Here is a 23,849-nt window from a genome sequence, read left to right as displayed (position 1 = left end):
AGATCATCCACTTAAGATTGCATGAATGATTAACCGAACTGCACTTACTACGTATGCCATCACTACTCCTACTACAACAACCGCACCAGCTAGCTTTAATACATGTCCAGCGACTCCTTCGATGATACCTTCATTCCGGTGCTCCATCGCAGAGCTTGTCATTAGATTTGTTAGTCCTGTAATTGGCACTAGAATACCTGCACCAAATGATTGAGCCACTTTTCGATACCAGCCTAAACCGGTCATAAATGAAGAAACAAAGATTAGTGTGACAAGCATCCATTGAATAGCATCCTCACGTGTCTGAACAAGAAACTTATCATAGAAATTAATAATGATCTGTCCAATTAAACAAATGAGCCCTCCTAAAATAAAGGCCTTACCTCCTGAAATCCAAATCGATGGTTTATGCTCATAGAGCTTGCTGTTTTTAGCATAGTTTTCTTGTTTTTTTGTTGGCATTCGTTAAGTGTCCCTTCTATCTAATAAACCAAATCCATTGAAATAGGGAGCCGGCGATTTTTCCAAGTGCGATGGCCATTAGGAAGATGATAATTTTTGAACTCATGCCCATTCGTTTTACAAGGATCGGCCATACATTTAATACCTCTGTTAAGGCGGCGGCAAGCATACCGACAAAGATACCAGCTAACAGCCCAGTGAATGCGGCAATAATCTTGAACGAGCTCACATGGAAATGATAGAAGCTGGCCCACGTTCCAATCTGGATCCCAATAATCCCAGCCCACTCATAAAAACGAATCATCGCTTCTGACCTTGATAGCTGTGCAAGCCTTGGTATAACCCCGAGGACGGTAATAAATGCGACCAGTCCTCCTCCAACAGCAAGTCCTCCACCGAGTCCAAGAAGCACCAATGTTAAGCGACTAATGATCATGTTTATCTTTTTGGACTACATACTGGTCTAGGTTTTGCTGATAATTAAACATTTCTACATCCAGCGGGCTAGGTTCATCATTAAATCGCTTTTTAAAGAAATGATTAAAAAACAACACCATTCCGATGCCGAGTCCTAGTGAATAAGGAATCTGCAACCATAAAGGGTAAAAGGTTTCCTCACCTGTTACTAAGTAATACAATCTGATATGAACGGCTCGCATACTAACATCTTCATGGAAGTTCATGACCGCAAGACCCGAACCAACAAACAACAGTAACCATACTAAAGCGATGTAAAGCGGTCTTAATCGTTTTTGAGGTTGTCTTACATACACGACCGAATTCACACTACCAACAACCTGTATATCAAGATTCGGATAGATTGAATGTATCGATGTGATCACCTTCATAATATCAATCTGAACGCGTGAACCATCAGTCGGCTGAATTTGATAAATAGCTAAATGACCAATTCGTTTGATGATCGCTTGGTCACCTGATAAATTAGCCAGTTGATGTAATGTCAGAACCTGATGCAGCGCCGCATCAATTCTTGGTTTCATACGTACAAAGAGTGTAGTATCCTCCAAACTTATCACGCCCTTCTAAGAGCTTCCTTCGTAGTATGCTAAATATTGACTATGTTCATGCGCACAAAAAAAGCGTATTGCGAAAATGCAATACGCTTCACTCTTTATTCATCACTAGCGAAAATCCATTCCTCTAGCTCGTTTACAACAATGTCATGTTGCTCCTCTGGCGTTAGTGGGCTAACGAGGTCGCCTTTTTGCGGACCATAATCTCCAAAATTCGCATGGTTTCCTTTTTCAATCACTACTTTTGTCGTTTCCTCAGGAAGATTTTCATCGTATTCAGCGTTTTTCTCAGGTGTAGCTAACCCATCTAACCCACCAGAGATATCCAACACTCTTACATCTTCTTGTGATAAATCACTTGCTGAGAACGAACCAAGTAAAAATAGTCCTGAGATGGTATCCGCACGGTCGGCAACAAAAGATGAGGCCATGGCTCCTCCAAGTGAATGACCCCCAATATACCATTCGGATATCTCAGGGTATTCCTCTATGACATCATTCGCTTTTGAAGGACTTAATACGGCTAAGTTTAAAGGCATTTGAGGGATTACAACGAAATACCCTTCCGCGCTTAGTTGATCGCCTAAGTAATTATAGGCATCTGGTTCTACCTTGGCTCCTTGATAGAAGATGATCCCTTGTTTGGCATCACTATCTCCAAACACTAGACCAAGTTCCGTCTCCTCACCTGCCATTGCCTTTGCCTCATCCATCGCTTCAAATGAATTGGAGGCCCAAATCAAGCCACCCGCTAATGCAATCACAATGATTGCCGCTACTACAAGTAGTAGCCTTACTACGATCTTTTTCATACGTTCTATGTTCTCCTTATGCAGCTTTATGTTTAAAGAAACGGACCACTTGATAGATCATTGCTACTGCAATAACTGCAATAAGAATCCATAATAAAGTGACAAGCTGCGTTCTGTCTTGTTCTTTTACAATAATCCCAATGAAAGCCCAGATGACGATGGCTGGATACATGATATCACGATGCCGAAGTGTGACAAACAAAGTAATAGCTGTCGCAACGACTAACAAAATCACGGTCCAAGCAAGTTCATCTAAACCAAATAATGAATCAATACCAGATGCATTTGTCCAAGCAAACACATTCACTATAACCGCTACTGTAATCCAACCCAGATAGGCTGAGAATGGTAATCGATGCCACCAAGGTGTTCCAGGTGTTGATTCGATCTTTAGATAAATGATTAATACGGTTAAAAAGACACCTGCAATCACAAAGACTGACGGACCAATTAGTTCACTTTCAAAAACAAGAATCCACAAACTATTTAACAAGATATTTGCAGCAAACCAGCCACCAATCTTTTTATAGCTTTCCGCTTCATGACCTTTCGCGAAAAACATACGAATGAGCCAAATCGTAATCAATAAGTAAATGAATCCCCATATTGAAAACGTGTACCCTGCTGGCTGTATGATGGATCCTAGTGCATCTGCCACATTTCCTACATTTTGTGAAGAAGGAAAGAGATAGTTCATTCCTAAAGCCACAATAAATGCTGCTATGTTAATGATGGCGAGCGTACGAAGTTGTTTCATGTTGAGTTTCCTCCTTTAGATGTATCGTTCATGTGATAAGGAGAGAAAAACAAAGAAATTAGTCTTTTTTATTTAAAATGCCATCTAAGTAGACAGTGACCAGAAATTCGGCCCGGTCACGAGCGACGTGTTCATCCACATTTATTAGCCGATCCATCTCAGGTAATTGCTGATGCACCATTCCAAGATATACGTGCGCGAGTTTCGTTAAATGATATGGATCTTCTGTTAAATGTGTATGAAGGGATGACTCCTTCAACAACTGTTCAATTGGTGATAGATAAGCATCTGTCCAATACTTTCGAATCAACAACTGCTGCTCTTTATCCATGTGTAACCTCATATCACTATTAATTTGCCCTAAATTCTTCGGACGATTTAATAAAATATAAATGGTCATTTCTAAAAGAGCGTCACGAATCGATTCATTACGCGCAAAAATGGACTGGATTGCTTCTTCTGTTTTCTTAAGATCGGTTTGCAGGACAGCCAAATAAATGCTTACTTTGTTTGGATAATGATGATATAGCGCTGGTTGAGTCAGACCGCATTCCTTGGCAATCATACGTGTTGATACGTTTGCATACCCCTTATCCATAAACAGCTGATGCGCCGTTTGTATAATATTGATTGAGGTATTTAGTTTTGTTTTCGTTTCAGATTTCTTTTTCTTTTTCATGATTAGCATCCCTCACTTATCACATGATAAGCTAATTCACCGAATCAATCAATTCTAAACATTTTTCTTACAACAAAAAAAGTAGTTCTAAAAGCTTAGAACTACTTCATCCCCTTATTCATACCCGTCCATTTCCATTTTCATGTGCTCTAAAATCTTTTTCTCAAGTCTTGATACCTGCACTTGGGAAATACCAAGCCGTTCAGCCACTTCAGATTGGGTCTGATCCTTGTAATACCTTAAATACACAATAAGTCTTTCCCGATCCTCAAGTTCTTTGATGACTTCTTTTAAAGCAATCTTATCAAACCAGCGACTCTCTGAATGATCGGCCATTTGATCAAGAACTGTAATTGGATCTCCGTCATTTTCATACACCGTTTCATGAATAGACGTGAGCGGCCTGCTTGCCTCACCAGCAAACACAATTTCTTCAGGGGTCACCTCGAGTTGTTTAGCCATCTCATTGACTGTTGGTGTGCGTCCGAGTGTTTTTGTTAATTCATCTTTCATTTTACGAACTCGATTTCCAAGCTCCTTAATGGACCGACTAACTTTCACCGTTCCATCATCGCGTAAAAATCGTTGAATTTCACCTATTATCATTGGTACGGCATACGTAGAAAATTTTACATCATAACTTAAATCAAACTTATCAACAGATTTAATTAATCCAATACACCCAATTTGAAAGAGATCGTCGGCCTCGTACCCTCGATTCATAAATCGTTGCACGACTGACCAGACAAGCCTTGTGTTCCGGCTGACAATCTCATCACGAGAGCTCGCATTACCATCTTGGCTTTCTTTAATTAATCGTTTCACTTCCGCGTCTGTAAGCTGACCTGACTGATTTTTTTTACGTTTTACCTCCACATCCATAGGCAAAACTCCTTAATTGTATATGGCTTTTTTAGTTGATAGTTGCTTCTTTAAATAAATCGTTGTTCCGAGTAATGGCTCAGAAGTTACTTTCATCTCGTCACAAAAATTCTCCATAATCGTAAAACCCATCCCAGATCGTTCAAGCTCAGGTTTTGTTGTAAATAACGGCTGCCGGGCTTCATCAAGGTCTGCGATTCCCATGCCTTCATCACGAATAATTAATTCAAGACACTCTTCTTCGATCGATGCGGAAATATACACTTTCCCCTCAGGCTGATTTTGATAGCCATGAATAATCGAATTCGTGACAGCTTCAGAGACCACCGTTTTAATCTCTGTAACTTCTTCCATGCTTGGATCAATTTGTGCGATAAACGCTGCGACCGTTACTCGCGCGAAGGATTCATTTGAACTAATCGCAGAAAAGCTTAAATCCATCCGATTTTGCATGTTAGGCCACCCCCAATGTTTCTAAAGCAAACTGTTCGTTTGCTTCAAGACGTACAATTTTAAAGAGACCAGACATCTCAAATAACCTGCGAACAGCTGGAGAAATCGCACAAACGACCATTTCTCCCCCATTCGCTCTAATTTGCTTAAATCGTCCTAGAATCACTCCAAGACCCGAGCTATCCATAAAAGAAAGGAATTCAAGATTTAGAACAAGATGAGTCACTTTACCTGTCTCAATTTGTTCCTCAATATCAGCTCGTAGTTTGGCAGCAGAGTGATGATCTAATTCTCCTTCTAAACGTACAAGTAACACACGGTCTTTTCGTTCCATATTGATTAGTAAGCTCAAAGCAAGACCCCTCCTTAACATGGTGAACAGGCTATCCTGTTTTTCCTAGTTTAGAACATTCGCCTTTTACAGGTTCTCCTCCTGCACCGTGACAAAACTAGTCATCATCCTTGTTAATTGGTGTCAATCCGCTTAATTCCCTCCGAAACCGCCAAGTACACGTTTAAATAATGTCCACCAAGATGCCTCTAATACCTCATCCTCAGCAACCAGAGGGGTTTCGCTAACAACCTTCCCGCCGTTTTCGACAATAAGCGTGCCAATCTCATCGCCTTTTAAAATAGGAGCCTTCATATTCTCGTTTAATTCAATCTTTTCTACTACTTGATCAATCGATTCCGTTTTCTTCGTTAAGATCGAAATAGATTCACCCGTTACAGCCTTTACGTTTTTCTGTTGGCCTTTACTGATTTTCACTTCACCCACAGCTTCATTACGCTCGTGTAGCTTATGTGTTTTGTATTGGCTAAATGCAAAGTCGAGCATGGTTGTCACATCCGCATTACGTTCTTTAGGTGTTGGTGAACCCATGACTACAGCAATAATACGCATGCCATCCTTCTCTGCTGTTGCGGTTAACCCGTATTTTGCTTCTTTTGTAAAGCCTGTTTTCAATCCATCTACTCCAGGATAAAAACGAACCAATTTATTCGTATTAACGAGCCAGAACGGATTGTCCGTATCTTGACGCAAATAATCTTCATAGATTCCCGTAAACTTTGTGATGTCTTCATACTTTAAAAGCTCTTTTGCAATAACGGCCAGATCATGAGCTGAGGTGTAATGATTTTCAATTGGTAACCCATTTGAATTTGAGAAATGCGTTTTTTCTAGCCCAAGCTCCTTCGCTTTTTCATTCATCATGTCTGCAAAACCTGCTTCGGTCCCGCCCAAATGCTCAGCCATTGCAACAGACGCATCATTTCCAGATGCAACAGCAATACCTTTTAACATATCTTGTACAGACATTTCTTCGCCAGGTTCTAAGAAAATTTGTGAGCCTCCCATTGAAGCTGCATTCTCACTTGCTCGGATCATATCTTCATATTTAAGTTGTTTTTTATCAATGGCTTCCATAATTAAAAGCATGGTCATTATTTTAGTCATGCTTGCAGGAGGTAAGGACTCTTCACTATTTTTCTCGTAAAGTACTTCTCCAGTATCTCTTTCCATAATGATGGCAGATGAAGCATTTTCTGCGAATTGAACCTCTGCTTTTTGTTCCTCTTTCTCCGCTGCCCACGTAGTTGGCACCATCATACCTGTGACTAATATGAAACTGATTAATACAGCTATCACTTTTCTCATATCTCTTTCCTCCATCCAAGTCTTTAAACTATCAGCCATTTTTCCCACATCAAGTTCTTCTTATACGTCAAAAAAAGATTCTACTCACTTAATCCGAGTAGATCGTTAACTGTCACAAAAGTATACCCTTGCTTCTTCAGCTCTTTTATTTCCTTTTTCACAGCAGTTACAGTGCCTGTTAGATCTGTATCCCAGTTTGATCCATCATGGTGAAGAATAATTGATCCTGGCTTGACGGTTTCGAGTACTGTTTCAACAATTTGATCAGGCGGAGAAGCTTTCCAATCTTCTGAGTCAACTGACCACAAGATAATTGAATAGTCCAGTTCCTTAATCACTTCTACCTTTTGCTCGTTTAAAAGGCCAAATGGAGGTCTATGTAACGTCGTTTTCACGCCAATAATTTGTTCAATTACTTGCTGGGTTTGCTCAATTTCAAATGTCGCTTGCTGATCAGATAACTGAATGATTGGGTTATGCCAGTAACCATGATTTCCTATAAGGTGCCCTTCCTTATGCGTGCGTAGCACCAGATCTGGATAGGCTTTAGCTCTCGCTCCAAGTAAAAAGAAGGTTGCAGGTACTTCCTCTTCCTTTAAGACATCTAAAAGGTCACTCGTAACACGTGGATCTGGCCCATCGTCAAAGGTTAGTGCAATCTGTTTGTCGTTCTGGGGTCCTGAGAAGAACACTGTATCCGGATATCGCTTAGCAAGAATTGAATTTGGTGTAGGCTCCTTGTTATCAACGGTTGCAGATTCAACACTACTTAAGCCATTAACTGTTATCAAAAAAATAAGCCATGCCATAAAAATTGGTTTTCGTAGGTTCAACTCTTCTTTACCTCCTCAATTTGTTCAGTCTATCCGTACTATTCACGTATAGGGAAACTCTTATACGAAAAGGGACACTGAATTGCCAGATCAAATCACATGTGCTATACTTAATACATAGTAAACTTATAGGAATAATCAAAAGGAGGTTTTACAAATGGACCATTCTCTTCTTTCGCTTCAAATACATGATGAGACGCTTTCCGGCGCCATTCATCTCCCACAACAAACGATATCAGAGCAGCTACCTGCCATTGTGTTTGTACACGGATTTATCGGAAGTAAAGTGGGTGAGCATCGGTTATTTGTTAAAGCCTCACGCTATTTTGCGGAAAAGGGCTATGCTTGCTTCCGGTTTGATTTTAGCGGATGTGGAGAAAGTAGCGGAGAGTATCGTAACCTAACAGTCAGTAAACAAATAGAAGAATTACTTGCAATCATTCAATACATGAAGAGCCAATCTATGATTGATTCAGAGAAGATTACGGTTGTTGGTCATAGTCTTGGAGGAGCAACATCTGCACTCGCTGTAAGCCAAATTCCGGTTCATCAGCTTGTTCTTTGGTCAGCTGTAGCCAAGCCTTATCAAGATATTGTTCAGATTACAGGTGCGTCAGCTGTTAAAGCCGCCCAAAGAAATGGCTTTTATGATTATCATGGATTTGAGCTAAGTCATGCTTTCTTTGAAGATTTAAAGATTCATGATCCTTTAGCTGCTATCTCATCTGTAAAAAGCCCTGTGTTGATCGTTCATGCAGAAAAAGATGAAGACGTGGCAGTCAGTCATGCCAATTTGTATGCAGAACACTCTGCACATCTTATGGAGCCCCCTATTTATATCGATCATGCATCCCACACATTTGCATCAAGCACATGGGAAGATCAGCTTTTTGAAAAAACGTTTACACAGTTAGCCAAGACAAAGATTCCTGCTAAACATTAAATAAAAGAGGAACAATCCAAATGGATTGTTCCTCTTTATGTTTTAAAGCCAGGATTGTATAAACTGGTAGCTCCAAATGATCAACCATCCGAGTAATACCAGCTGGACAACGCCTTCAATCTTACCGCCTGTACGTATGTATAATGGCAATCGAACCCTCATCGAGAAAGGAAAAAACAATTTAACCCCTCTTACTGTGGCCATATCTAATAGGATATGGCTAATCATTCCGGCGAAAAGACCGACATGTACATTTGATGCGTCTGGTAAGACCACATCAAGCAACACATGTACGAGAAACAGAAAGAGAAGACTGTGTGTAAACGTACGATGACCAAACGCAAACGAAACGAGTCTTGATATCAGCGGTAGTCTTCTTCCAATTGTTGAATGCACATGACAAATATCAGGAAGAAAAGCGCCAACCATCCCTCCAATATAAAACAATGGACTAAAGTCATTGCCGTCTATCACTGTTTCAACGACAGCACAAGCCGCAAGACCTCCCATTAAATGGGTTTTTCCGTTCATTCCTTAAACTCCGTTCTATTAAAGATAAGGAACAAGTATAACACGGAACATTTGTTCTGTATATAGTTGTATAGAAGAGGGCGCGACATAACATTAATGTAGCGAATAAAACACTAATTTCGCAAATAATCCGCTACAGGAGAATCCCTCGCACCCACAAGAACGGCCTCAGCCCCTTCCGCGGGAAAAGCGCCGCTACAGTGTCTTCACCTCGTTCTGTTCCGTAGTAGTCTCAGGTTCTCCCTCCGCTAGTTCAAATAAAATCACGAAAGGCGAATGATTCTGCAATCGAATCATTCGCCTTCAAAAAGTGATTTTAAGTTATATTCCTGCCTATTCTTACCATTATTCAAATACTTGAGATTCAACTAACTCATTGGATGCATCATATACATCAACTTTACTTGGTTGATCAGAGGCAGCTAATTCCTTAGCCTTCTCAACAGCGTCATCACGCTTATCAAATTCGTGAATTGGCGCAACGTCTTCCGCCTTTACCATCCAAGTTGTTGCATCTTTGTTTGCTACTACGCTAAATTCTTTCATGTTTAGAACTCCCCTTTAATACGTTGTCTACTTCATTGGTTCCCGCATACGAGGAGTCTAAAACATACTATTTCTTATGAATGATCTGTTGCAGGCTTTTGAGTTGAACTTGTTCCATACGTTTGTTTTTGCATTGGTTTTTTGTTGTTGGACTTGATGAAGAAGGCGAGAATAAATCCAACAAGAGCAATACCCGCTGCAACCATAAACGCAGTGTTCACTCCAGAAATCTGAGCATCAATCATTCCTACATTCCCACTCTCTGCTTCGTTTAGTGCTGCGGTTGTCATGACAGACACTAACACGGCTGTACCAATTGAACCAGCAATTTGGCGCATCGTATTATTCATTGCTGTACCATGTGGGATCAAATGTCTTGGCAATACGTTAATACCTGCAGTTGTTACAGGCATCATGACAAGAGCTACACCTAACATCCGGAATGAGTAGACGATCGTCACGTAGAGCATAGAGGTTGAATCCGTCAGATTCGTGAACATCGCTGTTGTGACAAAAATCATACCAAGACCTATAATTCCTAAATATCTAGCTCCTACTTTATCAAAGATACGACCCGTAATTGGCGACATAACCCCCATCACAATCGCACCAGGTAAAAGCATTAAACCTGATTCTAGAGCGGTGAAATTATGCATGGTTTGCATATAGATTGGAAAGATCGTTGCTGCTCCAATCATCGACATAAATACGATCATTCCAATCGCTGTTGTTAATGTAAACACCCAGTATTTAAATACTCGGAACTCTAAAATTGGCTGAGCTAATCGTAACTGTCTTAGAATGAACCACGTAAGGGTAACTGCACCTATTACAGTTGGAAGTAGTACATTTGTAGATAACCATCCGTTTGCCCCTGCATTACTGAATCCAAAGAGCAAACCTCCAAATCCGAGTGAGGATAATATGATTGATAATGTGTCAAGCTTCGGTGAACGAAGCGTTGTTACATTTCGTAATACGATGTATGCCGCAATAATATCAATCACAATAATCGGAAGTAAGATCCAGAATAAAACCGTCCAATGATAGCTTTGAACAAGCCAGCCTGATAATGTCGGTCCAATAGCCGGAGCAAACGAAATAACCAGACCAACCATACCCATTGCCGATCCTCGTTTTTCAACTGGAAAGATTAAAAGCAAAACGGTTTGCATAAGAGGCATGGCTATTCCAGCCCCAGCTGCCTGAATCATTCTACCAGTTATAAGGAATGTAAAGGTTGGGGCAATGGCGCATATGAATGTTCCAATACCAAAAAGAATCATTGCTGTCAGAAACAGCTTACGTGTAGTAAATTTCTCAATTAAAAAGGCTGTAATTGGGATCATTACCCCATTCACAAGCATAAAAGCCGTGGTAACCCACTGGCCTAAGTTAGCGTCAATATCCAAATCTGCCATAAGAACAGGCAAAGCGGTTGTTAAAAGGGTCTGATTCAAGATCGCTACAAATGCCCCTACTAACAAAACCGCAATGATTGGTAGTTTATTCACATTTTTTAATACATCATTTTGTTCGGTACTCATGTACTATAACCTTCTTTGCATTGTCGATTTTTCAAAAGCTGTGTGATGCGTTCGATTTCGTCTTTAATTGAAACTCTGGCATCAATATAAAGACAAAGAGCCTCAATTAATAAAAAGTTGTCTTCATCGCGTTTCAAGTAATACAAAAGCTGTTGGATTGCATTCTGAACTTCATTCTTTTTTTCAGGTGATAGTGACTCCGCTTTATGTGAGATATGACTAACAATATCCATAAAAATCTCTTCCTCTGAGCGCTGTTTGTCAAAAAGATTAAATGTCTCATATTCGCTCATAAGTGAGGTCGACAGGACCGTATGTTTTTTGTTGAAGCTCGCTACAATGGCATCAAAGTGCGAAACTAATAGCTCTGCAATATTATTCTTATCTAATACCTTGTAATCATCCATCATCAATACAATATATTCACGGATGGTTCCTTGAAAAACAACAACAAGATCCCAAACAAATGGGCTGATCTCTTCTCCATAAGCTTCAAGCAAACTTCTTTTATGCCAATTCATTAATGCTGATTTGGTACGGCTCATCAGATCTCTTACTTTTTGATTTTGATGAACAGGCATCGCTCGTATGATTAAATTCACAAATGCTCGTTGTTCTTGATTGACCTCAAGCTCAAGAATAATCTTCTGAACAAATCGCTCTCTTCTAGAGAGAGAGTCATTTACAGTAATTTCTTGCGCTTGTTGAAACATACTAGTAAGACTTTGTTCAAAAACTTGAATTAAGAGCTCTTCTTTAGAATCAAAATATTTATAGAGAGAGGCTTTGGAAATTCCACACTCCTCTGCAATGCTTTGCATAGACGTTGTTGTATACCCTTCTTTTGAGAACAATTGCAGAGCTTGACGAATGATTGTTTCTTTCATGAATGCTTGTCCTTCTTTCCCTTAAAACTCATCGGTCACAAAAAAACTATCCAGTTTCCACTTTAGAGATTATATTAGACTCACGAAATATAGTCAATGAAAAAGTATCTGTTTGATTTCTGTTTTTGAAAACCAAAAAAAGAACGATCGCTTGGGACCGTTCTGTTAAAACCTCTTTGTTTATCTAAGAAGCAAACAATTCATTGATGATTTCATTTGATTTTAGTTTCGTTAAATTTTTCTTTACAACTTCAACGTTATTCATTGTCAGTTGCTTTTCAAAATCACTTGTTTGATCAGGAGATCCCACAAGATATACGCCATTCCAGCCATTTTTCTTTGCTTTTTTCTGAATTTTTGCGGCTAATTGCTTAAACCACCTTTGCTGATTGGCTTCGAATCGTTGATCAAATTGATCTTTATGAATGGCTGCTCCAGCTACATTACTGGAGCTGGACCCTTGGTACATCTTCCAATCTTCACTTTCGGCATCCCACGAGTAAACATTCTCTGCTTCAACTTCACCGAGAACCGTTTCAACTGCAACAACATCTTGTTTTTGAATTAAAAGGATGCCTGTTTTCGGGTACGCCTCAAGCTTTTGTTCTAATTGGTCAAGTACAGGCTGTTTTTCCCACCTAAAATCATTCTCAAGTGGCACTTGCAGCTTCTTAAGCTGCCAGTCACCATCGGATGACCCAATAAATACAAGTGACTTGGTTAAGCTTGTTTGGTTGTTTAAAATCTCTTCTTCTGCGATTTTCCGAATGGATTGATATGAACTTATTTCATCCGTCGAGCTACTTTCTAAGTACTCTTCTAGTTTCTTTAATCCATTCTTTAAACGAATTTTCCATTCGCCTTTCTTCTGATCCATCTGACCTTGGTCTGTGCTTAAGTAAATCGTCAAGCAACCGTTTTCGCATCTTTGGTCTCTCAATTGTTGGAGTTCTTCTGATTCAATCATGGGTAGTCCTCCTTAAATTGTTGATCTCAAACTGCCTTACACCATTTGCATTCCTTCTTGGCGCTTTCACTAAACCCATAATTCTTATAATGAGGGAAATGTATAAAAAAACTTGTCAGACTCAACGTGGAGATCTGACAAGTTTTAGATAAATTATTTTGTGTCTACAGTTAGCTTTACATCAACATTTCCTCGTGTTGCTTTTGAATATGGGCAAAACGCGTGTGCTTTTTCAACTAAATCTTCAGCTTCACTCTGTGAAACGCCTCCGATTAGCGCTTTTAATTCTACAGCAATTTTGAATCCATCATCTGATGTGTCTTTAACAAGACTAACAGCCGCTGTAATTTCAGAATCAATTTCTTTGTTTTCTTTTGAAGCAATTAGATTAAGGGCTCCATCAAAGCATGAAGAGTACCCTGCTGCAAATAATTGTTCGGGATTTGTTCCGCCAGATGTTCCTGGTTTCACTAGATCCATATCAATATTGGAATCACTCGATTTCACGTGACCTTCTCTTCCACCTACTGCTGTTGCTTTTGAAGTGTATAAAACATCTGCCATCTTTTATCTCTCCCTTTATCAATAAAATCGTTCACACAGATATGTATTCACCTTTCATCTTTCTTTTAAACATCAAAATCAACATGTTTCATTTTATATCTTTTCAGGAATACTACTTCTAGTTAAACCTTGAGGAGGTAGAAAGAAAATGAATCAAGAAGAACTAAGAGGAAAGATTGAAAAGATTATGGACGAGCACTATACAGGAACATTGGCAACGGTTGTACGTGACCAGCCACTAACACGTTATATGACGTTTTTCCATGAGGGATTAACTCTTTATACGCCTACAAGTATTGATACACACAAAACGGACGAAATTGAAGCGAATCCAAATGTTCATGTATTACTTGGCTACGAAGGAGAAGGCTTTGGTGATACATTTATCGAGTTTGAAGGAAAAGCAAAGATCAAAGAGGATAAAGAGACAAAGCATGAGCTTTGGAATGATCATCTAGAGAAATATTTTGAAGGTCCAGACGATCCAAAGCTAGTTTTCCTAGAGCTAACACCAACAAACATCCGTTTAATGAATAAAACAGGTGAGCCACCGTTGTCGCTTGATTTATAAAAGTTGGTAGAATGATTAATGAGGCTGTCACAATACTTTAATGTGGTTAGCAAAACACGAACATAGCACAATATCCGCTACAGGAGAATCCCTCCCTTTCCGTGGGTACGGCCTCAGCCTCTTGCGCGGAAACCCACCGCTACAGAGTCTTCACCGCGTACTTATCCACAGGAGTGTAGGGTTCTCCTTCCGCTCGTGTTACTAAAAATACAGAACATACGAATGGCGAATGATTCAACCATAGAATCATTCGCCATTTTCTCATTGATTTTTATTTTTGTCTCAGGCTCATTGCTTCTTGATTGATATTATAAAACAAATCCAGTCCCTTGTGACGCTGTGATTTCTTCGTAAATCAACGTAGGAGCTTCAATGTGCTCATGAGCGATATCGTAGGCTTTTTGAACAATTGATACGACTTCTTCTGCTTGTTCTTCGCGGCTATGTAACGTAACGATCGGATCGCCCACTCTCACTACATCTCCAATCTTCTTATGAAGAACGAGGCCAACGTCGAGAAGAATATCATCCTCTTTCGTTGCACGGCCTGCTCCAAGCATCATCGCAGCTGTTCCAATACGATTTGCTTCAATTGATTTAACCATTCCTTCTGAATGAGCCTTTACTTCAATCTTATAAGGTGCTTCAGGGAATTTAGTCACATCATCAACAACAGATGCATCTCCACCTTGTGCTTCGATGAATGTTTTTAACGTCTCGATTGCTTTTCCAGAAGATATTGCTTCTTCAAGTGCCTTACGCGCTTCGTCTACGGATTCTGCTTTTTTAGCCATAACGACCATATGACTTCCAAGCGTCAAACATAACTCAAGTACGTCCTCTGGACCTTCGCCTTTAAGCATTGCAATGGCTTCTTTTACTTCAAGAGCATTCCCAACAGCAAGACCTAACGGCTGATTCATATCAGAGATAACTGCCATTGTTTTCTTTCCAAGCTTAGTACCAATCTTCACCATTGCTTGTGCTAACTGTTTTGAATCAGAGAGCTCTTTCATAAAAGCGCCTGTTCCCGTTTTCACATCAAGTACAATACCATCCGCACCAGATGCTAGCTTCTTACTCATGATAGAGCTCGCAATAAGCGGGATCGAATTGACCGTACCCGTTACATCTCGGAGCCCATAAAGCTTTTTGTCAGCAGGTGTTAAGTTGCCTGTTTGTCCGATAACCGCCAGTTTGTTTTCATTTACCTTTTGAATGAACTCTTCTGTTGTGAGTTCAATATGAAAACCAGGAATGGACTCCAGCTTATCTAAGGTCCCACCAGTATGCCCCAGTCCTCTACCGGACATTTTAGCAACAGGTACACCTACAGATGCAACTAGAGGGGCTAGTGCAATGGTTGTTTTATCACCAACGCCTCCGGTGGAATGCTTATCTACTTTTATTCCTTCAACAGCTGACAGATTAATCTCTTCACCTGATTTAACCATAGCCATTGTTAATGCAGCACGTTCTTGGTCATTCATATCTTGGAAGAACACAGCCATAGCCCACGCTGACATTTGGTAATCAGGAATTTGATCTTTTGTATATCCTTCAATAATAAATTGAATTTCCTGATCTGTTAGGACTTCACCATTGCGCTTTTTTTCAATTAAATCAACCATTCTCATGCCAACATGTCCCCTTTTATTCAGGTTTTGCTTGCGCGACTAATTCTTTAACGAGCTTAATAAATAATGGTTTTGTACGTGTAGCTACTTCCATCACTTCTTCATGCGTAATTCCTGCAATCTCTTCACCAATTGCCATATCTGTTACGCAAGAGATACCAAGGACGTCCATCCCTGCATGGCTTGCAACAATGACTTCTGGAACTGTTGACATGCCGACAACATCTCCACCAAGATTACGGAGCATAATTAACTCTGCACCTGTCATGTATGTAGGACCACTTACACCAGCATACACACCCTGTTGAACCTTAATATCTAATGATTTAGCTGTTTGAAGTGCTAGATCAACATATTTTTTTGTATATGCTTGACTCATATCAGGGAAGCGAGGACCAAGCTCAGGTGCATTAGGACCGATTAGCGGGTTCACTCCTGTCATATTTAAATGATCTGTAATAATCATTAGATCACCAGGTTGGAAAGATTTGTTCATCCCTCCACATGCATTTGTCACAAACAATAGATTCACACCAAGTTCTTTCATCACTCGTACAGGAAACGTTACTTGTTCAAGTGGGTATCCTTCATAGTAATGAAAACGACCTTGCATCGCGATCACTGTTTTTCCCTGAAGCTTACCGATAACTAGCTGGCCTGCGTGTCCTTCTACTGTAGAAACAGGGAAATTCGGAATATCTGCATAAGGAACTTTAGCCGCTCCTTCAATCTCGTCAGCAAGCTCTCCGAGACCTGATCCTAAAATTAATCCAATTTCAGGCTTATTCTCAATAAAAGATTGTAAATATGATGCCGATTCTTTAATTTTCTCAACAAAGTTACTCATTTAACTATCCCCTTTTTTACATTTCTTTTAAAATTGATTTTACTAAACCTAGGAAAGACGAGCGAACTCGCTCAGTTACTTCAATTACTTCCTCGTGATTTAAAGGTTGCGCTAGTATTCCTGCTGCCATATTAGATAAGCAAGAAATACCTAGAACCTCGAGTCCAGCATGTCTAGCAGCTATGACTTCAGGTACTGTAGACATTCCCACTGCATCTCCACCGAGAGCACGTGCCATACGAACTTCAGCAGGTGTTTCATAGCAAGGTCCTGTATTGGCCACATATACTCCTTCCTGAAGAGCTAAACCAAACTTGGAAGCTTGTTCATGAGCTAGAGTGCGTAGTTCCTTCGAATATGCGTTAGACATATCTGTAAAACGCAATCCAAGTGAAGGATCATTCGGTCCAATTAACGGGTTAGCACTTTGATTGTTAATATGATCACGAATAATCATAAGGTCTCCAACGGAAAAGCTTTCATTAACCGCTCCTGCCGCATTTGTCACGATTAACTGTTCCACACCAAGCTCTTTCATGACTCTTACTGGGAACACAACCTCTTCCATAGAATAGCCTTCATAGTAGTGAAAACGGCCTTGCATCGCTATGACTTGTTTCCCTTCAATCGTTCCTACCACCAATTGTCCCGCATGTCCTTCAACTGTTGAAACAGGGAAATTCGGAATATCTTCGTAAGGCAAGCTTGTTGGATTTTCGATTTCATCTGCTAGGACACCCAGTCCTGAGCCAAGAATTAATCCGATTTTAGGTGTGGCTGAAAGCTTACCTTTGATATAGTCTGCCGTTTGATTTAATTCTTTTTTCACGCTTAACCTCTCCCATTTGTGTTACTTTTTTAATTGATTTAAAAAGCTTGTCCCATACTCAGGTGCTGTTACACCAAAATTATCAGCAACTGTCGCACCTACATCCGCGAATGTTGAACGAATACCCAAGTCCACAGTATCCGTTTGATCTGGATCAAATACTAATAATGGTACGTACTCACGTGTATGATCCGTTCCTTTATGTATAGGATCATTTCCATGGTCGGCCGTAATCATTAAAAGATCTCCGCTACGAAGCTGTTTAATGACATCCTTTAATCTAAGATCAAACTCCTCAAGTGCCTTGCCATAACCGATTGGATCTCTACGATGACCGAATAACGCATCGAAATCAACAAGGTTTAAAAAGCTTAAGCCCGTAAAGTCCTGTTCCATACTTTCAAAAAACTTATCCATTCCGTCATCATTAGATGTGGTACGAATGGTTTGAGTAATTCCTTCACCATCATATATGTCAGAGATCTTGCCAATGGCGATGGAATCAAACCCACCATCCTTTAATTCATTCATGACTGTCCGACCGAATGGCTTTAATGCATAATCATGGCGATTAGGTGTTCGCTTCCAATCTCCTTTTTCGCCTACAAATGGTCTGGCAATCACACGGCCCACCATGTATTCAGGCTGCAATGTGAGTGCACGTGCCTTTTCGCAAATGTCATAAAGCTCATTGATCGGAACAATGTCCTCATGAGCAGCAATTTGAAGAACAGAGTCAGCAGATGTATACACAATCAACTTGCCTGTTTTCACATGCTCTTCTGCAAGCTCATCAAGAATCTCTGTACCAGAGGCTACCTTATTCCCAAGAAATCCTCGACCAATCTGCTTTTCTAACTCATTTAATAATGCATCAGGAAACCCATCAGGAAACACTTGAAAGGGTTCAGTAATGTTAAGTCCCATAATCTCCCAATGACCAGTCATCGTATCCTTTCCATTTGAAGCTTCTTGCATTTTTCCATAATGCGCTTTTGGTTTGTCAGCAGCCTGAAGGCCTTTTATTTCCTTAATATTAGCTAAACCAAGCTTTTCAAGCGTAGGTAGCTGTATGCTTCCCATTGCTTGAGCAATATGACCAAGGGTGTCTGCCCCCACATCATCAAACGCGGCGGCATCTGGTGCTTCTCCTATTCCTACTGAATCCATAACAATTAAAAAGACTCGTTTATACGATTGTTCGTTCATCTTATGACCCCTTTCACTTCTCAATGTCTGATGTCAGACAACATTGAGATTGACCTATGCTCTTGGATGATACATAGAATAAACATCTCTCATCCGACTTTTCGTTACATGAGTATAAATTTGAGTTGTTGAAATATCTACATGTCCTAGCATTTCCTGAACCGCCCTTAAATCTGCACCATTTTCTAATAAATGCGTTGCAAATGAATGGCGTAACGTATGAGGGGTTAAAGGCTTATCAATATGTGCCTTTAGCGCAAGCTGTTTCAAGATCTTCCAAAACCCTTGTCTGGACAATTCACCCCCACGGTGATTAACAAACAATGTATCGTGTCGCAGACCCTTCAGTAAATGTGGACGTGCTTTTTCTAAGTATGTATGTACAGCCTCTGTTGCTTTTGATCCTAGAGGAATAATGCGTTCTTTGTTTCCTTTTCCAATACAACGCAAAAAACCCATTGTTAAATGGCAATCAGACGTTGTTAACCCAATTAATTCACTAACCCTTATGCCCGTTGCATACATGACTTCAAGCATCGCTTGATTACGCAAGGCAATTGAATCTCCTTTACCTGGTGCCTCAAGTAACGCTTCAACTTCCTCAGGGGATAGAACCTTTGGTAATCGTTTAGGTGCCTTTGGAATTTCAACATGAACGCTAGGGTCATGACCGACCCTTCCTTCACGTAACAGAAATTGATGAAGTCCTCGTATCGAAGCAATACTTCTCGCAATCGTTGTTTCAGCACGTCCCTTTTCCATTAAGAAAAAAAGGTATTGAACAATGAAAGAACGATCCACATCTGAAAGACGAGAGATCGTCTCCACATTTTTTAGATAAGCGAGGTAGGACTTTAAATCATTTCGATAAGAAGAAATCGTATTCTCTGAATATCCTCTTTCAACCTGCAAATAATGGATATAGTCTTCTACATCATCAACCATCGCTGAGTCACATCCATCTTCTAAGCATTTATTCTCCCAATTGATAAAACCAGCCAAGTCTAGTTAAAAGAGACGGGTGATCGGGTTCTGAATCCGTTTCCGTTGTTACTTTCACCGCATTTCCACTCGGAGAATCATAGCGATAGTAACTCTCATATTCTTGACTTACCCATAGAATACCATAATAAAAGAATAACGTGCATCCAATAAATAAAAGCATGACTTTAAATGTTTGTAATCCAGCGATAACCCAGTCTTTCATTCTAACCTTCCTCCTCTTTAAAACAAGCATCTCTAGTTTAAGGTATGCCATTTTCTAAGAGGAATATACCTTCTATATGAAAACATACAAAAAAGACGCTATGAATAATCATAACGTCTTTCTTATAGCCTTATTAAGCTTGGTTTTGCATTTCTTTTGTCTCTTCTTCTGACTCATCTGCGTATTGATCCTTGCAACGATAGCAGATTCCATGAAACGTTAAACGATGATCCTTTATTTTAAAGTTGTAATCTCGTTCTACTACTTTCTCAACGTCTCCTAGTAAATCCTCTTCAATCTCATCTACTGCTCCACATTCAATACATACTAAATGATGGTGAAAATGAGCCGCTCCTTCTTTTCGAAGATCAAAGCGGGATACCCCATCACCAAAGTTAATTTTATCAACAATTTTTAGCTCTGCTAAAAGTTCTAATGTCCGATACACTGTTGCCAAACCAATCTCCGGAGCTTTGTCCTTTACGAGGAGGTATACATCCTCAGCACTCAAGTGGTCTTCTTCATGTTCAAGTAATACCATCACTGTTGCTTCTCGTTGAGGGGTCAGCTTATAGCTTTGAGAATGAAGGTGCTTTTTTATTCGCTCAAGACGATTTTCCATCAGTACTCCTCCTAACCCGACTTCCATTTCAATACGTTTATTATAATCTTATTGAAAAACAGTGTCAATTGATAATGATTATTATCTATTAACTAATAATCATTATTATATGAAAATGAGTATCACTTATCCAACAACTAGTTTCATGAGATAAGGAGAAACGTACGCCTCAAGAGCAGCAGCAACTGACAAGGCCCCTCCTATACACAAAAGTAGTAATGAATAACGGAGAAATTGAGGAAAAACAGGCTGATGAACTTTTTTACCAAATTGCTGACGGATCATCTTCAAACAAAAAGATACACTCACCGTTCCAACAATAATAAAGGCAGGAACAAGCAAAAGATTCTGCGGTAGAATTGAGACAGCCGCTAATAGAAAGCCTTGAAATCCCATTTGATTGACTAGAAACCCAACTGTAAATCCAACGACAACTCCTTTTAAAAATAGGAGAATTAAAATGACTGGAAGTCCAATGAGAGATAAACCTAAAATCCACATCAAAGCAAAATACTTACCATAATGAATATAACTCTGACTAAAGATTTCTTTTGAACCTGCTATGTTCCCATCTTGAACTTGTACAAAAAATTGATTTAGATACATATATAAGTCATTCTTCTGATTTAGATGTAAACTATTGACGATGATTGCACCAAAGACGATACCAATTAGAAACAAGACGGTTGTAAACAAATAGATTGTACGATTTTCTTCAACATGTGTCAGGATGACTTCCTGAATAGTCCGCTTTTTCATCAAATGGCCCCCTCATTAACCTATTTTAGGATATGAGGACAGGCCATCAGATATGACTATGACTACTTCGCTTGGGCTTGTTTTAATAGAAGGTACATGATGGCATAAGCCGTTTTGGCATCATGAATGGTTTGATCATCAACTAAAGCTTGAGCCTGCTCAAGCGTTACTTCTGTAACCTCTACAAATTCATCTGCATCCGGGTTCGCCACACCTTGAATTAATTCTTTTGCTTCATATAAATAGATAATCTCATCTGCAAATCCAGGAGATGTATAAAAGGATGTAACAAGCTCTAATTCTTTTGCTTCGTACCCTGTCTCTTCTTTTAGTTCACGAGCAGCTGTTTTAATTGGTGCTTCACCTGGGTCAATTTTGCCTGCAGGAATTTCTAGAATGGCCTTTTCAAGCGGCTTGCGGTATTGATTCACAAGCACGATCTTCCCTTCATCTGTTACTGCAATAACAGCCACCGCTCCTGGGTGCTTTACGAGCTCTCTTTTGCTTTCATTTCCGTTTGGAAGGGTAACCGTGTCAACCTGAAGAGAGATAACCTTTCCCTTAAAAATTGATTCTGTTGAGATGGTTTTTTCCGTTAAGTGTGTCATGACTCAAACTCCTTTGGTCTATCAGTATGAATTCTCTCATAAGAGTGTACCATACGTAACAAAGAGGAGTGATAGTATGAATATTCACATTCATGAAGATGGTATTTTAATGGTCGGAAAAGCATGGGAAATTAAAGCTAGATTAAAACAGCAACTTAAGAAACAAGTATATGTGTCAGAATGGATTCAAGATGTTTATCCTTCAAGGCAAAAAGAAACGGCCTCAGATACAGCTTCAAAAAACACTGGGTCATCATTGTATTCACGTCCCATTGTTTTAACCTTCCCCACTGCTAAGGCACGTTTTACAGCTTCCTCATTAGATAGTTTTGACGAATAAATCATACGATGATTAGCCTTGCCAGCTCCAGTCAATTGTGATGCAATCAGCTGCTTTTGTTCGCTTTGTAACGGAGGAAAGACAAGCACACATGGACAATAGGTGAAATCAAGTAATGGAGTAATGGTATGATGACTTAGTCCATAATGCCGTTCTCTTTTATCTGCAAAAGAAAGTCTAGGTATCCATACCGGACAACCACTTAACGAACCAACCGTATTAGCCCAATTCGCGATATCCATTGCTGAGTGACCGTATTTAGTCCCAGTTCCTACCACACCCGGTCCAACGGAAATAATAATTAGATCTGCCTGAAGATAGCCATGAGCAAATTGAAGAGCTGTAGCTAGACTAACCGCATCGTACTCTCCCCCTACACATTGACCAACTGTAATTGAATGAAAATTGCTCAACAATTGAAGTCTACGAATATGCGAACTGATCTCAATCGTTAATGAAGCACTGTCATCGAAAATAAAACAGCAGGATGTAGCAGCATCAATTTCAGTGGCTACATCGTAGATAAGAGGAACCATACTGTGTAATTCCGCAAGAATGATTTTTTTGTTTTGTAAGGAAAGGTGGTTTTCAAACAAGGAAGATAGTTCTTTCATTTCTTCTACACTGTTTCCGACATGCTGCAAAGAGGTATATCGCAGCTTCATAATATGGTTGTTGCTTTTAGTGGGCTGTCTTTTACTTGCCATCACATGCTTTACAAAATCATACCCCCCCGATCCGAGTTTAAGTGCTGTAGCTGTTTGATTAATTAAAAGTCTCGTGCCTATTGAGACAGCGGGAAAAAACCGCTTGTAAAGGACGGCAGGATAGGAAGTATCCGCAGTACGTATAATTTGAATGGTTTCATCCTCAAATAGAATGGAATCAGTCACTGTCCAGCATTCCTGTTCCACGTTATCCCTCCCCTCACGTATCGCTTCATCTTATGTATCATACGCATAAAAAAGAAGATCCCTAATACAAGGATCTTCTGTTATTCTCTAGCTAGGAGGTAGGAGCGGTTCAATCATTTCTTGAATCATTTCGTAATGAACCTCTCCTTCAATACGCTTCACGATGGTTTGGTCTGCATCCACTATAAATGTTGTCGGTAACCCTTGCACGCTGTATGTATCAAAAAATTCACCTTCAGAGTCTAAAAACACAGGTAATGTCAGCTGTTGCTCTTCCATAAATTCAAACGTATGCTCAGGTACTCGTTCAAACTTTTGAGCATTTAACGTAACAACGTCAACGCCTTTTTGATTGTAATCTGATTCTAGCTCCATTAATGCTGGAAGCTCACGTACACAAGGTTCACACCATGTTGCCCAAACATTTAATACGGTTACACGATTTTTCGGTTCAAACACATCAGCTGTTTGCCCATCCGCCGTTTTTAAATGAATCGATTCCGTTTGCATTCCTTCTTGAGTACCAACCTGTTTTGAGCCATTAACAAGTTGATTAACGAGCAAACCCGCTCCAATACAAATTGCAATAATGAATATGAATATTGTTAATTTACGTTTCATAGACAGTCCGCTCCAAATGATTAATAGTATATTCAGTATATAGTCAGCTGTTTCGTTCGGCAAGATGGTAAGAACATGTATAAATTTGAAAAAGCCTTCACGAACGAGTAAATATTTGCTAGAATGAA

The 23,849-nt window shown here is 39.8% G+C and carries 30 protein-coding genes; 2 read left to right on the top strand and 28 right to left on the bottom strand.

All coding sequences use genetic code 11. The features are described from left to right. Window positions 1–3: 3 nt before the first annotated feature. The 11 genes from NSQ54_08765 to NSQ54_08715 all read right to left on the bottom strand — a co-directional run bounded on the left by NSQ54_08765 (window position 4) and on the right by NSQ54_08715 (window position 7,572). The gene (locus tag NSQ54_08765) at window positions 4–462 is read right to left on the bottom strand and encodes a SpoVA/SpoVAEb family sporulation membrane protein (GenBank protein ID WYP28165.1); all 459 of its coding nucleotides are present in this window, start codon (window positions 460–462) and stop codon (window positions 4–6) included. Between the two features lie 16 nt (window positions 463–478). Next, window positions 479–898 carry a stage V sporulation protein AB gene (locus NSQ54_08760; protein WYP28164.1) on the bottom strand — a complete coding sequence of 140 codons (420 nt, stop codon included), beginning with the start codon at window positions 896–898 and terminating at the stop codon, window positions 479–481. Next, complete coding sequence (locus NSQ54_08755) at window positions 888–1,490, bottom strand: stage V sporulation protein AA (GenBank protein ID WYP28163.1); 603 nt, start codon at window positions 1,488–1,490, stop codon at window positions 888–890. Before NSQ54_08755 ends, NSQ54_08760 begins: the two co-directional genes overlap by 11 nt. Window positions 1,491–1,594: 104 nt before the next feature. Beyond that, the gene (locus NSQ54_08750) at window positions 1,595–2,308 is read right to left on the bottom strand and encodes an alpha/beta hydrolase (GenBank protein ID WYP28162.1); all 714 of its coding nucleotides are present in this window, start codon (window positions 2,306–2,308) and stop codon (window positions 1,595–1,597) included. Between the two features lie 16 nt (window positions 2,309–2,324). After that, window positions 2,325–3,065, bottom strand: a complete 741-nt coding sequence (locus tag NSQ54_08745) for a tryptophan-rich sensory protein (GenBank protein WYP28161.1) — start codon at window positions 3,063–3,065, stop codon at window positions 2,325–2,327. A 58-nt stretch (window positions 3,066–3,123) separates the two neighbouring features. After that, a complete protein-coding gene (locus NSQ54_08740; GenBank protein ID WYP28160.1) occupies window positions 3,124–3,744 on the bottom strand; it encodes a helix-turn-helix domain-containing protein in 621 nt (206 codons plus the stop codon). Between the two features lie 114 nt (window positions 3,745–3,858). After that, complete coding sequence (sigF, locus tag NSQ54_08735) at window positions 3,859–4,626, bottom strand: RNA polymerase sporulation sigma factor SigF (GenBank protein WYP28159.1); 768 nt, start codon at window positions 4,624–4,626, stop codon at window positions 3,859–3,861. Between the two features lie 12 nt (window positions 4,627–4,638). Continuing rightward, window positions 4,639–5,079: an anti-sigma F factor gene (gene spoIIAB, locus NSQ54_08730; GenBank protein ID WYP28158.1), complete on the bottom strand. Its 441-nt coding sequence runs from the start codon at window positions 5,077–5,079 to the stop codon at window positions 4,639–4,641. A 1-nt stretch (window position 5,080) separates the two neighbouring features. Next, entirely contained in the window at window positions 5,081–5,431 is a 351-nt protein-coding gene (gene spoIIAA / locus NSQ54_08725; GenBank protein WYP28157.1) for an anti-sigma F factor antagonist, read from the bottom strand. A 132-nt stretch (window positions 5,432–5,563) separates the two neighbouring features. Beyond that, complete coding sequence (locus tag NSQ54_08720; protein WYP28156.1) at window positions 5,564–6,739, bottom strand: D-alanyl-D-alanine carboxypeptidase family protein; 1,176 nt, start codon at window positions 6,737–6,739, stop codon at window positions 5,564–5,566. A gap of 80 nt (window positions 6,740–6,819) precedes the next feature. Beyond that, window positions 6,820–7,572 carry a polysaccharide deacetylase family protein gene (locus NSQ54_08715; GenBank protein ID WYP28155.1) on the bottom strand — a complete coding sequence of 251 codons (753 nt, stop codon included), beginning with the start codon at window positions 7,570–7,572 and terminating at the stop codon, window positions 6,820–6,822. Between the two features lie 157 nt (window positions 7,573–7,729). Here NSQ54_08715 and NSQ54_08710 point away from each other — a divergent pair, with 157 nt between their 5' ends. Further along, window positions 7,730–8,515, top strand: a complete 786-nt coding sequence (locus NSQ54_08710; GenBank protein ID WYP28154.1) for an alpha/beta fold hydrolase — start codon at window positions 7,730–7,732, stop codon at window positions 8,513–8,515. Window positions 8,516–8,557: 42 nt separating this feature from the next. On the opposite strand, the gene NSQ54_08705 is transcribed toward NSQ54_08710, so the two are convergent. The 6 genes from NSQ54_08705 to NSQ54_08680 form a co-directional block, all read right to left on the bottom strand. Beyond that, entirely contained in the window at window positions 8,558–9,046 is a 489-nt protein-coding gene (locus NSQ54_08705) for a metal-dependent hydrolase (GenBank protein ID WYP28153.1), read from the bottom strand. 345 nt (window positions 9,047–9,391) lie between these two features. Continuing rightward, the gene (locus NSQ54_08700) at window positions 9,392–9,592 is read right to left on the bottom strand and encodes a DUF2188 domain-containing protein (GenBank protein ID WYP28152.1); all 201 of its coding nucleotides are present in this window, start codon (window positions 9,590–9,592) and stop codon (window positions 9,392–9,394) included. Between the two features lie 74 nt (window positions 9,593–9,666). After that, on the bottom strand, window positions 9,667–11,139 hold the full coding sequence (locus NSQ54_08695) for an MDR family MFS transporter (GenBank protein WYP28151.1): 1,473 nt from the start codon (window positions 11,137–11,139) through the stop codon (window positions 9,667–9,669). Next, window positions 11,136–12,026, bottom strand: coding sequence for a TetR/AcrR family transcriptional regulator (locus NSQ54_08690; GenBank protein WYP28150.1), 891 nt, complete (start codon window positions 12,024–12,026; stop codon window positions 11,136–11,138). The genes NSQ54_08695 and NSQ54_08690 overlap by 4 nt, the downstream gene beginning before the upstream one ends. A gap of 184 nt (window positions 12,027–12,210) precedes the next feature. Then, window positions 12,211–12,993, bottom strand: coding sequence for a VLRF1 family aeRF1-type release factor (locus NSQ54_08685; GenBank protein ID WYP28149.1), 783 nt, complete (start codon window positions 12,991–12,993; stop codon window positions 12,211–12,213). A 153-nt stretch (window positions 12,994–13,146) separates the two neighbouring features. Next, entirely contained in the window at window positions 13,147–13,557 is a 411-nt protein-coding gene (locus tag NSQ54_08680) for an organic hydroperoxide resistance protein (protein ID WYP28148.1), read from the bottom strand. A 148-nt stretch (window positions 13,558–13,705) separates the two neighbouring features. Between NSQ54_08680 and NSQ54_08675 the strand changes: the two genes are divergently transcribed. Further along, the gene (locus tag NSQ54_08675; GenBank protein ID WYP28147.1) at window positions 13,706–14,128 is read left to right on the top strand and encodes a pyridoxamine 5'-phosphate oxidase family protein; all 423 of its coding nucleotides are present in this window, start codon (window positions 13,706–13,708) and stop codon (window positions 14,126–14,128) included. 308 nt (window positions 14,129–14,436) lie between these two features. Here NSQ54_08675 and NSQ54_08670 read toward each other — a convergent pair whose 3' ends face one another. The 11 genes from NSQ54_08670 to NSQ54_08620 form a co-directional block, all read right to left on the bottom strand. Then, complete coding sequence (locus NSQ54_08670) at window positions 14,437–15,765, bottom strand: pyrimidine-nucleoside phosphorylase (protein WYP28146.1); 1,329 nt, start codon at window positions 15,763–15,765, stop codon at window positions 14,437–14,439. A gap of 16 nt (window positions 15,766–15,781) precedes the next feature. Further along, window positions 15,782–16,612, bottom strand: coding sequence for a purine-nucleoside phosphorylase (locus NSQ54_08665; protein ID WYP28145.1), 831 nt, complete (start codon window positions 16,610–16,612; stop codon window positions 15,782–15,784). A 16-nt stretch (window positions 16,613–16,628) separates the two neighbouring features. Next, window positions 16,629–17,441 carry a purine-nucleoside phosphorylase gene (locus tag NSQ54_08660; protein WYP28144.1) on the bottom strand — a complete coding sequence of 271 codons (813 nt, stop codon included), beginning with the start codon at window positions 17,439–17,441 and terminating at the stop codon, window positions 16,629–16,631. A 21-nt stretch (window positions 17,442–17,462) separates the two neighbouring features. Continuing rightward, window positions 17,463–18,650 (bottom strand): phosphopentomutase, encoded by a 1,188-nt coding sequence (gene deoB, locus NSQ54_08655; GenBank protein WYP28143.1) that lies wholly within the window; start codon window positions 18,648–18,650, stop codon window positions 17,463–17,465. Between the two features lie 54 nt (window positions 18,651–18,704). Beyond that, window positions 18,705–19,595 carry a site-specific tyrosine recombinase XerD gene (xerD, locus tag NSQ54_08650; protein ID WYP28142.1) on the bottom strand — a complete coding sequence of 297 codons (891 nt, stop codon included), beginning with the start codon at window positions 19,593–19,595 and terminating at the stop codon, window positions 18,705–18,707. Between the two features lie 28 nt (window positions 19,596–19,623). Next, a complete protein-coding gene (locus NSQ54_08645; GenBank protein ID WYP28141.1) occupies window positions 19,624–19,857 on the bottom strand; it encodes a YqzK family protein in 234 nt (77 codons plus the stop codon). A gap of 133 nt (window positions 19,858–19,990) precedes the next feature. Further along, window positions 19,991–20,479: a Fur family transcriptional regulator gene (locus tag NSQ54_08640; protein ID WYP28140.1), complete on the bottom strand. Its 489-nt coding sequence runs from the start codon at window positions 20,477–20,479 to the stop codon at window positions 19,991–19,993. A gap of 126 nt (window positions 20,480–20,605) precedes the next feature. Then, window positions 20,606–21,238 (bottom strand): stage II sporulation protein M, encoded by a 633-nt coding sequence (gene spoIIM / locus NSQ54_08635; protein ID WYP28139.1) that lies wholly within the window; start codon window positions 21,236–21,238, stop codon window positions 20,606–20,608. A gap of 62 nt (window positions 21,239–21,300) precedes the next feature. Beyond that, window positions 21,301–21,846 (bottom strand): NUDIX hydrolase, encoded by a 546-nt coding sequence (locus NSQ54_08630; GenBank protein WYP28138.1) that lies wholly within the window; start codon window positions 21,844–21,846, stop codon window positions 21,301–21,303. Between the two features lie 195 nt (window positions 21,847–22,041). Beyond that, window positions 22,042–23,100, bottom strand: a complete 1,059-nt coding sequence (locus NSQ54_08625) for a DUF3866 family protein (GenBank protein WYP28137.1) — start codon at window positions 23,098–23,100, stop codon at window positions 22,042–22,044. Between the two features lie 87 nt (window positions 23,101–23,187). Then, window positions 23,188–23,721 carry a TlpA disulfide reductase family protein gene (locus NSQ54_08620; protein ID WYP28136.1) on the bottom strand — a complete coding sequence of 178 codons (534 nt, stop codon included), beginning with the start codon at window positions 23,719–23,721 and terminating at the stop codon, window positions 23,188–23,190. Between the last annotated feature and the right edge of the window lie 128 nt (window positions 23,722–23,849).

It is taken from the genome of Alkalihalobacillus sp. FSL W8-0930, from assembly GCA_037965595.1.
GTDB lineage: Bacteria > Bacillota > Bacilli > Bacillales > Bacillaceae_D > Alkalicoccobacillus.
The sequence above is the reverse complement of the archived record's forward strand: the minus strand, read 5'-3'. Positions and strand labels throughout refer to the sequence as shown.